The sequence below is a fragment of the Paenibacillus sp. MAEPY2 genome (genome assembly GCF_000499205.1).
GTDB lineage: Bacteria > Bacillota > Bacilli > Paenibacillales > Paenibacillaceae > Paenibacillus > Paenibacillus vandeheii.
The window spans coordinates 1-6,896 of record NZ_AWUK01000080.1; the positions used below are offsets into that span (position 1 = coordinate 1).

The 6,896-nt window shown below is 48.6% G+C and carries 2 protein-coding genes; both read right to left on the reverse strand.

Annotated features, from left to right (window positions below):
- Nucleotides 1-6,152: non-ribosomal peptide synthetase (locus P364_RS0134155; RefSeq protein ID WP_024634447.1), on the reverse strand; the 6,152-nt coding region annotated here is incomplete at its 3' end.
- A 67-nt stretch (nucleotides 6,153-6,219) separates the two neighbouring features.
- A partial coding sequence (locus tag P364_RS0134160; RefSeq protein WP_024634448.1) for a condensation domain-containing protein occupies nucleotides 6,220-6,896 on the reverse strand: 677 nt, incomplete at its 5' end.

Consider the following 6,896-nt stretch of genomic DNA (forward strand, 5'->3'; position numbering starts at 1 on the left):
ACAAAGAACTGGTGATTGATACCCAGCTCCTCCATGTTTAGCACGTCACGCCACACGTCCACCAGTATGCGCTCCACCTCGTTGCGCGGTGCTTCCGTCTCCGGTCCGGCAGGCAGATGGTGATCCGGCTCCGGCAGCGCCTTGCGGTCCAGCTTGCCATGGGACGTCAGCGGCAGCTGCTCCAGCTGCACGACATATGCGGGGATCATATAATCCGGCAATTCCGCTTCCAGCCAGTCCCGAACGGTAGCGGCTGTCCACACTGCCTCGCCTTCGGATACAACATAGGCGCATAACGCCCCATTTCCCTGCGGGTCCTGATGAGCCAGAACCGCTGCTTCCCGGATGGCCGGATGTTTCAGCAGTTGCTGCTCGATCTCGCCAAGCTCAATCCGATAGCCACGGATTTTCACCTGTTGATCGGTACGCCCCATAAATTGCAGGTTACCACCAGGCAGCCAGCGCACCAGATCACCTGTCCGGTACATTTTGCCGCCAGGTTCATGCGGGTTGTCCACAAATTTTTCGGCTGTCAGTTCTGGGTTATTCAAATAACCTCTTGCCAGACTTTGACCCGCGATGTACATCTCTCCCGTCACGCCTGTTGGACAGAACTGAAGACAGTCATTTAAAATGAAAACCCTTGTATTAGTAAAAGGCTTGCCTATAGGAATGACAGCCTCTAAGGAATGGACTTCATGCAGAGTGGTAACCACCGTATTTTCCGTCGGCCCGTAAGCGTTGATCAGCCTGTAATTCGGAAGGGCATGAAGTTTGAGCTGTTCTCCCCCCGAGACAAGCAAACGCAACGACGAGTTCGGCAATTCAATAAAGGATTCACATACCTTGGAAGATAGCGTTGCAACCGTTATTCCATGCTCCTTTACGTACTCATCCAGCCTCGAAAGATCCAGTCTCCGATCGGCCGGAATGATATGAAGCGTCGCCCCTGACATCAATGCCGGGAAAATTTCACTTATAGAAGCGTCAAAGGTCATTTGAAGATAGTTTGCAACCCGGTCTTTCTCTGTTAACTGTAAAGCATCTATATATCCACAACAGAAGTTGGTCAAGGCGCTTTGCTCAACCTGTACCCCCTTTGGCTGACCCGTGGAGCCTGATGTGTAGATAATATATGCCAAATCGTCAGGACTTGCTGTCATCGCTGCCGAATCAGCCACAGACGGAATTTGAAGCGATGCTGCAGCATTCCAATCCTTCAATGCTGCCTCATCCAGAATGAATGGCACACATTCGGAATCAGCAGCCCGGAGCTGCTCCGTCCAATGGCTCTGGGTCACAACCAGTCTTGCTCCGCTATCCCGAAGCATGTAACGGATTCGCTCAACCGGAGTTGATGGGTCCAGTGGTAAATATGCCCCTCCCGATTTCATAATTCCGAGAATGCCCGCAATCATTTCTACAGACCGATCCATCATAATACCAACGACCGTTTCTCTGGTTACACCACGCTGACGCAGGCGGTCTGCAAGGAAAATCGCCGCTTCATTCAGTTCATGATAGGTCATGCTTCTGCCGTCATGGACAACCGCAACCTGATCAGGTGTCCGTACAGCATATTGCGCAATCCAATCGTATACCCGCTGGTGCAGCGGATAAGAGCGGGCGTTATCATTATAAACATGCTGTAGTATCTGCTTCTCTTCCTCAGATACAACTTCATACTCACCCAGCTTGCCGTGGGGATTGCTTAATACCCCTTTTAATAATTGAATAAAGTGTTGGCTCATGTTTTCAACCGTTTGAAGGGAGAACAGGTCACTGCAATATTCCAGTTCAAACTCAAGGCGGCCATTCTGTTCGACCGCAGCAAGGGTCAGATCAAATTTGGCAATAGGCAGCTCCGTCTCATAAGGCTCAACGTGTAAATCACCCCATTGTTGTCCGGATGTACGCTCAAGCTCCAGATTTTGCAGCACAAACATCGTATCCACCAACGCGTTTCTGCTTCTGTCTCTTGAGACATGAAGCTTGTTGATGAGCTCATCAAGCGGATAATCCTGATTTTCATAAGCCTGTAATGCATTTTCCTTCACTTCTCCAAGGAACTCACTAAAGGACCGTTTTGCTACAGGATAATTCCGCATAGCAAGTGTATTAACAAACATACCGATCACCTGCTGGAGATCTGCGTGTTTGCGCCCCGCAATCGGAGATCCCACAACAATGTCATCTTGTCCTGAATATCTGGAAAGTAAAGTTGTATAAGCAGCCAGCAGTACCATATATAATGTCGCTTCATGATCTCTGGCCAATTGATGCAGTTCGCGTGTAAGCTGTTCGTCACATGAAAATTGCACCCGATTTCCTTTAAAAGAATAAACTTGCGGCCTTGGCCAGTCTGTCGGCAATTGAAGGACCGGAATTTCTCCCTCGAATCGATTTAGCCAGTAGGTTTCCTGTGTCTTGAGTCCTTCACTGTTAAACCAATCCTTTTGCCACTCCGAATAATCCTTGTACTGTAACTTCAGCTCAGGCAGAGTTTTCCCCTCATACAATTCATGGAACTCCTGAACAAGCACCCCCGTTGACACACCATCTGCGATAATGTGATGCATGTCCATCACCACTACATGTTCCTGTTCACTGATCTTCATGAGTTCGATCCGCATTAACGGGGCCTTGTCCAGCTCGAATGGGCGAATTCGATCGGAAAGCGTTTCTTCCAGAGATCGGCTTCCCCGTTCAATATGTTCAACAGCAAACGGAACATCTGAATGAATTCGTTGGACGGGTTCGCCATCCACAATGACAAAGGACGTCCTGAATGACTCATGTCTCTGCACCAATTGCCGGAATGCCTCTTCAAATCGCATTACGTCTAGTCTGCCAGATACCTTCATCACTGCAGGCATATTATATGAAGTTCCGGTATCCGAAATCTGATGAAGCATATGAAGTCTGCGCTGAGCAGAAGAGAGTGCATAATAGAGCTTTGATTCGGCCGGCTGGATGGAAAGAAAGTCCTCTTTGGCAGCAGATTCAATGTAATTGGCAATCCCTCGGATGGTTGGAGCAAGGAAAAGCTGTCGAATCGGCACCATCACCTGAATCTCTTTGTGAATTCGTGATGCCAGTGCTGTCGCTTTAAGTGAATGACCGCCGGACTCAAAGAAGTGATCATGAACCCCCGCAATGGGCACTCCCAAAATTTCTTTCCATATCGTGCAAATGCGATTTTCCAGCACCGTACTTGGTGCTTCATATTGGTCATGCTTCAAGTGATCCATGCAATCTGCCGGCTCAGGCAGCGCCCTGCGGTCAATCTTCCCATTTCCAGTTAAGGGAAGCTCATCGAGCAGGATAAAATAAGAAGGGACCATGTAGTCCGGCAGGCGCTCCGATACATACGTACGAATCCCGGCAGACGTTAACTCTGGATCAGCCTTTAGATAGGCAATCAATATGTCCTGATCGGCTGCATCTTTTCTCGTCACTACGATCCCTTCGCGAATCCCTTCATGCTCCAGCAGAACATGCTCAATCTCGCCCAGCTCAATGCGGTAACCGCGCAATTTAACCTGGTGGTCCAAGCGTTCGAGAAACTCAATATCTCCGTTTTGGAGCCGGCGTACCCGGTCCCCTGTTCGATACATCCGTGTTCCCTCAAGCAAGGGATGTGGAACGAATCGAGAATCGGTTAGTTCCTTGTTATTCAAATACCCCAGACTCAAACCATCTCCGGAAATGCATAATTCACCCGGAATACCAGCTGGAACGGGATTATGGTACCGGTCCATCACCCAGACAGAGGTATTGGCAATCGGTTTTCCGATGGGAAGGTTGGTGACCCCTGTATCGATGGAACGGATGGGATAAGCTGTAGCAAATACCGTACTTTCTGTTGGTCCGTATACGTGAATCAGTCGGTCCGGGCCGAGAATGTCCAGTCCTTTCCTGGCCTGGGCTACGGATGCCCGCTCGCCCCCAAACAAAACTTTGCGGAAGCCGCGAAGACACTCCGGCTCACGATCAACAAGCAGGTTAAACAGTGCGGTCGTCATGAAAGAAACCGTGACCTTCTCATGCACGATAACCTCAGCGAGCGCTTGGGTGTCCAGAACCGTATCCTGTTTGAGCAGAACCAGACTGGCTCCGTTCAAAAGTGCGCCAAAAATATCAAAAACCGATCCGTCAAACGCATAATTGGAAAGCTGCAATATCCGATCTTCCGGGCAAATATCGATGTAGTCCGTCTCACATACAACCCGAATGACATTTGCATGAGAGATCATTACGCCTTTGGGCAATCCGGTGGAGCCAGACGTATAGATCATGTATGCCAGATCATCCATGCGGCTCTCCTTGTCGGGCTTCACTTCCATTACCTGTGTGGCAGCTGCCATTTCCATGACCGCAGCCATAGGATCCATGTAGTCGGCATTCAGCGGTAACCACGGAAAATCAGGCGGTGCCTGGCTGATCCATTCTGGCGAAGTCAGGAGCATCGCAGCCCTGCTGTCCTGAAGCATATGACTTATTCTTTCTTCCGGCCAGCTCGGGTCCATGGGAAGATAAGCTGCCCCTGCTTTCAGAATCCCAAGTATGCTCGCGATCATATCTACCGATCGGTCTGCCAGCATTCCTACCACCGCATGTTCAGGTAGCCCAAATTGATACAACCGGGATGCCATTTGCTCCGCTTTTTCCTGCAATTCACGGTAGGTGATATGGGCTTCATCCATGATAAGGGCGGTGGCATGTGGTGTCTTCTGGACTTGTTCATCAAAAAGCTGAGGAATGGTTTTCCATTTGGGATAATCCGTCACAGCCCCATTTGAAACCCTCTCAAGCATCGGAATTTCATCGTCTCCAACCAGCGTAATGTCCTGGATCTGGATACTCTCATCTGATGTAATTTGATGGACAATCGCTTTCATATGCTTCTCAATCTGATCCATCAGAGCCGACTCATAAACATGTTCATCATAAATGAGCAGCAGCGTCAATTTCTCCCCAAGTCCAGCAGCCATCGTAAACGGATAGTTAGTTCGTTCCTCTCCAGTGATCTCGTTGATTTCAAAACCCAGATTGGATCTCTCCGCCATCTTCCTCGTATCCAGAGCATAATTCTCAAACACAACGACATGATCAAGCAGATCATGCTTCAGTTCAGTGCGGGCCTGCACTTCGGCCAGACTTAAATATTGATACGCCTGACTGCTCAGTGCGTCCGATTGAATCTTTTTCATAAGCTCTACAAATGATTGCTCTCCGGAAAAGGTGACCCGTGTAGGAATGGTATTGATAAACAAACCAACCATATTCTCAATGCCATCAACAGCTGCATCCCTCCCAGATACAACGGTCCCAAAGACAGCATCTTCGTTATCATTATATTTGGCGAGCAGAAACCCCCACATCGCTTGAATGACGGTGTGGGGTGTCACGGCATGTTTCTGCGCCATCTCTTTCATTTTTGTAGTGAGAGCTTGAGAAAACTCGATTTTCTTCTCGTTTCTGGAAAACGGCATGTCACTTGTAGGTCGGTTTGTTGCAGGCAGCCCAGTCTTCTCACTGTATCCGGACAGATAATGATCCCAGTAACCAAGCCCCTTTTCCTGGTCCTGCTGCTGGAGCCACTTCATATAATTGCTATAAGGCCGGGTATCTGCCATCTCAGATTGTAGGCCATTGGATCTGTCAGCATATATATCCAGTAATTCGTTGAAGAGAATGCCCATGCTCCAGCCGTCCAGTATCATATGGTGAAACGTCCAAATCATCTGGAAGTGCTGTTCACCGGTACAAATCAAAGCAATTCGAAGCAGGCCATCCTTGGACAAATTAAATCCTTTTGCACGATCCTTCACCATAAAATCTTGCATCAAGGCAGCAATTTCATCGTCCGACCTGCCTCGCAGATCTTGAAAGGTAAACCCGATGCTCCGTTTCGCAAGTACAACATGAACGGGTTCCTCCAACTTGGTATGAACAGACGCTCTCAATATTTCATGTCGTTCAAGCAACTGATTGAAGCTTTGCTCCAGAATTTCGGGATGAATCTCCCCGCGTATATCGAGTAACGTTTGTTCAAAATAGGCATCTTCGGACGGATGTTCAAGCGCATGAAACAGCATTCCTTTTTGCATCGGGGATAATGGGTAAATTTTCTCGACTTTTGCCTTCATGGACCGATATCATCTCCTTATTGGATCGTACCTAAGCTGGGTTATAATGCGATGGAATAGACAGATATTAATCCTCAATCAGCTCATACTCGCTTAATAAATCTTCAAGATCCTCTAATGACAAATCACTAAATCCATAGTCGGAAGATGTCTTCTCTGCATGTTCTTTGTTGACACAGTGCTGAACCACCTGTTCAAGCGCCTCGATATAATTTTGGTTTAAATTAAGAATCATTTCTTCTGAAAACGCAGCCTTGGTATAGGTTGTGCTTAGGGTCAGGCTTCCGTTATAGATGGCTGCATTCAGCTCAATCGGATTAGTGCGGGCAACATGATCGCCCATGCTTTCTCCTGGTTTAAAATGCGAAGCATGAACCCATCCGGAATTTGCAGATGCTCCGATCTCTCCCAAATAGTTAAATAGAATTGGAGCCTTCTTCTCCGCCTGTAACTCCGGCATCCGGGCCACATATTTCAGCGCTCCATAGCTGAAGCCCTTATGCGGTACCTTGCGCAATCCTTCTTTCACTCGTTTGATGGTGGTCGAAAGTTCGTCCTCCGCTTCTCCCTCCAACAGAACCGGGTACAGCGTCGTAAACCAGCCCACGGTGCGACTGAGATCGATACCTTCCAGCACATCCTCCCGTCCATGGCCTTCCAAGTTCACTTTCAGCTTCAGCTCACCCGTCAGCTTCCGCACTGCAAGGTACAGCGCACTGAGTAACAGATCATTAATCTCCGTCT